At 45.0% G+C, this 4704-nt stretch carries 5 protein-coding genes; all 5 read left to right on the top strand.

All coding sequences use genetic code 11. The annotated features are described in order from the left end of the window. Positions 1–189 precede the first annotated feature (189 nt). The 5 genes from ACUVXA_RS16580 to ACUVXA_RS16560 all read left to right on the top strand — a co-directional run bounded on the left by ACUVXA_RS16580 (position 190) and on the right by ACUVXA_RS16560 (position 4676). Positions 190–2478, top strand: a complete 2289-nt coding sequence (locus tag ACUVXA_RS16580) for a hypothetical protein (protein WP_445872399.1) — start codon at positions 190–192, stop codon at positions 2476–2478. A 115-nt stretch (positions 2479–2593) separates the two neighbouring features. Next, positions 2594–3523 carry a hypothetical protein gene (locus ACUVXA_RS16575; RefSeq protein ID WP_445872398.1) on the top strand — a complete coding sequence of 310 codons (930 nt, stop codon included), beginning with the start codon at positions 2594–2596 and terminating at the stop codon, positions 3521–3523. Then, positions 3492–3914, top strand: coding sequence for a HEAT repeat domain-containing protein (locus ACUVXA_RS16570; protein ID WP_445872397.1), 423 nt, complete (start codon positions 3492–3494; stop codon positions 3912–3914). Before ACUVXA_RS16575 ends, ACUVXA_RS16570 begins: the two co-directional genes overlap by 32 nt. Continuing rightward, positions 3907–4083, top strand: a complete 177-nt coding sequence (locus ACUVXA_RS16565; RefSeq protein ID WP_445872396.1) for a hypothetical protein — start codon at positions 3907–3909, stop codon at positions 4081–4083. The genes ACUVXA_RS16570 and ACUVXA_RS16565 overlap by 8 nt, the downstream gene beginning before the upstream one ends. Before the next feature lie 38 nt (positions 4084–4121). Then, complete coding sequence (locus ACUVXA_RS16560) at positions 4122–4676, top strand: hypothetical protein (protein WP_445872395.1); 555 nt, start codon at positions 4122–4124, stop codon at positions 4674–4676. The last annotated feature ends 28 nt before the right edge of the window (positions 4677–4704 follow it).

The following is a 4704-nucleotide window of genomic DNA, read 5'->3' as shown; positions in this document are numbered from 1 at the left end:
AAACAATAAAAATAAAAAATATGACTAAAAATGCTTTTAATTCATTTTTAATACAGAAAAAAGGCTCTAAAATATTAAAAAAATTTTAAAAAATCCCAAAAATCAAGAAAAAAAGGAGTGAAAAAGCCTTTAAATACCCCGCGCCTCACCCTTAAAACCCAAAAAGAAAAAATAAAGGAAATAAAGAAAATGAACCTGAAGCAAAAAATTCTCCTAACATCTCTAATATTTGCATTAATACTTCTATCGGGATCTACCTTAATAGCAGCAAACCTCTCCCAGCTCCCAAACAACCTCAATTATATTTACCTATGGAAAATAAGAACACCTGCAGCACAGCTCAAATCAGACCCACCAACCCTCCTCTTCATCACCCAAGGTAGCAACAACTACTTCACCGATTGGCGCAACATCCTAGAAGCAGAAGGTTTCACGGTAACACAGATAAACATAGCAACCCTAGTTGGAAATCCCTCTATTGCCAGCGCCTTCCATGTTCTTGTTCTGGACACTTCCTGTGAGGGACTAACCCAGAGCGAGGCGGAAACCATAGCGGGAATCGGAAAACCCGTACTTGCTGTTGGAAATGGAGGCTACGAGTTCCTAAACCATCTGGGAGCCCAAGCAACGCCTCTAAAACTCGTACAAGAAACCGGAATCCACGTACTGAGCCTATCCACCAGTTACAACAACTGGGACATCCACTACCACATTGTGTACCAGCACCCCCACCAGGTACCCTTCAACTACACCCTGCACTACGGCGAAATCTCCCAAAGATACATAATGCTCCCATTAAATGGCGACAGCCTAACCCTAATCAAATCCCCAAAGCTAATTCCCCTCTCAAAAGACATCACAAAAGCCGACAACTATCCCCTGAGCGTATACAACAACCACTCAAACAATCACTACTTGGTACACTGGGCACTGCACAACATCACCACCATAAGCCAAGACCCCTACGGAAACAGCTGCCTGCTAACTCTAGTAAACACTCTGCACTGGCTGAAAAATAAGAACCCTTACAGCGTACACATAGCCCCTAATTACTACGATTACAACGCCTCGCAAATAGTGAACATCAGCATCTCCGCAATAGACAACCTGTACCTAACCCTGCACGGAGGAATAACCTTAGACTTGGAAGTCACCGATGAAGTTCCAAACCTGGTGCACTCAGACCACATGGTCACCAGTGGTAACGGTCCCATTTACACTTGGTTCCAATTGCCCTCGGTTCCCAGTCCCAGCTACACCATAAACGTGACCGATGGCTCACTATCCTTTATTGAATCATTCACGGTGCAGCCCACCGATTACCGAGTAACAGAGTTCACCGCTACCCCTAGTGCTCTTTATCTTAATGAGGGTGGAGTTCTGCTCAATGCCCGGGTAACAGTGGAGGGTGCCCCCGCCCCGGAAGCCTACGTTCTATTTAGCATATTGAACCGGTTAACTTATCCAAATGCCTCCTTCCCAAACAACCGTAATTTATACACCACTCTAGGCTACAAGATCACCAACAGTTCCGGCTACGCCACCTATCAATGGGTTCCCCAGGAATACGGTGTCTACGAGGTTGTGGCCTGGATCAGAGATTTTGATGGCAGCCCGAAGAGCTGGATGACCACGCAGGTTACCGTTAGGGGAAGCCCCAAGCTCTCCATAAACCTGAACGGTGTAAATCCTGAGGTAACCGTGGGAAACACCCTACGCGTTGAGGGGAACATTACCCTGAACTCCCAACCTCTGGGAGCCGGCATAAGTATAAACGTGACCATTTACGAGCCCGATGGACGAGTTGTGAATTACATCATATTTACGGGAAGCGCTGGACGCTTCTATCTGGATTGGACTCCCCGCACCAAGGGCATCCACACCATTTTCTGCACCTATGCTGGCAACTCCACCATGGATCCGGTAACCGCTGGAATAGGATTTTCAGCGTACCAGCTGATAAAAGCCCTTGAAACCAGCGCCGAAAAAGGACAGATAAGCTTAGGGCAAAGCCTTCAAATAACCGCAAACTTCGGCTTACTAGGCTTCACCCCCAACCTCAACGACCCGGTAACCCTGATTGTGATGAACCTCGACCACAACATTGTATTCCAGGGAGAGTGTTTTGTCGATGGCCTTGAATTTTTCCAAACCCAGTGGACACCCCAATACATCGGGGACTACCAAATAATGCTACGATTTAACCAGTCGTACATCATTGCTACCACCATAAATCCCGTAAAGGTTACCTCCTCGGGAAGCGGCTCTAACCCCTCAACTCAAGCATTTCTAGGCCTCTCTCTGGGCGACACTAACAATTCCGGTTTCTCTTTACCTGCCATTTTCACCGTCACCAGTTTGGGTTTACTAGGCTGCATAATACTATTCACGCGTCTCAAGAAGAGCAGAAACGAGTTTCTTGACAGCTGGATGCACAGCGAATCCGGTTCAGGGGGAACAGAGGATGATGAAGATTAAAGCAAATAGTATCATTCAGAAAAAACACTCCCAAAACCAATACCACTTTTTTTCCCAGTCAAAAAATACGTTTCTAAAAATCCTCAATCAGGAATCAGAAACTGGAGGGATATAAATGTTTGAAAGCTTCTTTTCCAACATCTCATCCACACTAAACTCGATCCTGGCCATAATCATAGTGATCATAGTGATCTACGTGATATGCTTATGCATATTCGCAATCGGGTTAAGGAAAAACTTTGTATTCTACTTCATCATGAGAGACCAAATTCGCTTAACACACTGGCTGATTAGATCCACCGTAAAATTCTACCGATACCACTGGAGATTCGCCCTCGGCCTATACTCCTTCCTCACCCTCTACCTAGTGTTTTACAGTGCCCTACCCGGCTGGGCAGACATACACACCCTGCAAAAACACCTGATAAGCATATTCTCCGCACTAATGATAACCACCACCGCAGCCCTACTAGCCAAAAGAAAAATGAAATGGTCCCTGAGACTGGCACCAACCACCACGGCGTCCATCACTGCCATAGTAGCATACTATCTCTACTCGGAGAGCATGTATCTGGTGCCCCAACCCCTCCTGCAACCCTTCCCCCTGGAACTGGTGGCGTTGATCGCAGTTCCCTCAATAATCACCATAGCCCTAATCAAAAAGTTGCACTGGCGAATAAAGACACGCCACCAATCAGACGAAGTATACCTAAACCTCCAAGAAACAACCAGCAATAACAATCCCAATCCTAATTCCAATTCCAATCCCCACCACCCGGGTAACGTGGATAATGGTGTTTACCGGTCCAGTCATTTCTTGAAGGCGAGCCGAAGTTTGTCAAAAATAGAGAAAGCCTATGGGGTAAGAGGAAGAAAGGAGCAAACTTCTCATACTTTTGGGGGAGCTAGAAACTTGGAGGAAGGAGACCTTAGTGAATATCTAGAGTCGGAAAGAAAGAGAACAGAGAAGAATCTTGAAAGACTCTTCCCGAAAGAAGAAAGGAGTGAAGGTGTTGAGAGAAAGAGGAAGAGAGAAGATTTCTAGGAATGCTCGGGGAGGTGCAATGATGCGAATTGGGCTTTCTGCAAAGAAGGTTGATAGAGAGGAAGCGGAAAAAAGTGTTGAAATAGGGGTTAAATCCAAATATGAGAAGGACTGGGCGTTGATAGTGGAACGGCTCATCAAGGCATTAAGGGATGAAAACAGGTATGTACGGTGGGGAGCAGCGGGGGCTCTAGGAGAACTGGGTGACGAGAGGGCGATGGAGCCGCTCATTCAAGCATTAAAGGATAAAGAAATAATTGTACGAAACAGGGTGGCTTGGGCTCTAGGAAAGATAGACCAAAAAGCGGTGTTTGATTCTCTCACCAAAATTCTTAGAAATTATGAAATTAGCGAAGTTCAAGAAAGAGTAGAGTTGAATATAGATGAGTGACAAATGCAAAATCTGTGGAAAACAGGTTCAATACCTCCCAGCTCATTTGAAGAGACATAATACCACCATCGTGAAGTATGGACAAAGATGCCCGGAGTGGATTTGCTTCCGGAATGCGCTCATCGATTCTAGGATGACCCCAACCAACTTTGGGAAGCAATACAACTAAACCTAGTCAGATCAAAAAACGAACCAAACAGCGATAATATGGAAACCGCATCAGCTCTAGTTTTCACAGAGGATATCGATAAGAACTATAAAAGAATCAAACAGCTTCCAAAATTTTCAGCCGAGGAACTTGAGAGGAGGAGGAAAATCTACCTAAACAGAAAACGTGAAGAAATGGGACGGCACCTTTCATTTTACTGTCCCCGCTGCAGAGAGAATGTGACTTCTCTATTGGACAGCCTAATCCTCCAATCGGCTTTAAGGGGTAAAATGACACCGGAGGAAGCCTGCGAGAATTTCAAACTTTCCCATTATCGACACATTCACACAGATTATGAATCAGAACTATTTAGCGTGGAAGAAAAAGTTCAAGACTATTATTCTGAAGAATTGTGTCCAAAATACGATTATGGCCGTTGCCAAGTAATGCTTGAAGCATTCCAAAAAAGTATCAAGTACACCAAGCAAAAAGCCAAGATAAAAGCTAGATGCAACAAAAAAGCCAAACGGCTAATCCGAGAAGACTTCAGCCAAAAGATGGACGAAGAGCAAGAAGAACACTCGGGGAGAATAAAAAACTTTCAATCTCCGTAGCTGGAGAACGGTTTTTGCAAGGGTTGTA

It is taken from the genome of Candidatus Jordarchaeum sp. (genome assembly GCF_052745115.1).
Note: the sequence above shows the minus strand (reverse complement) of the source record. Positions and strands in the feature narration are given on the sequence as shown.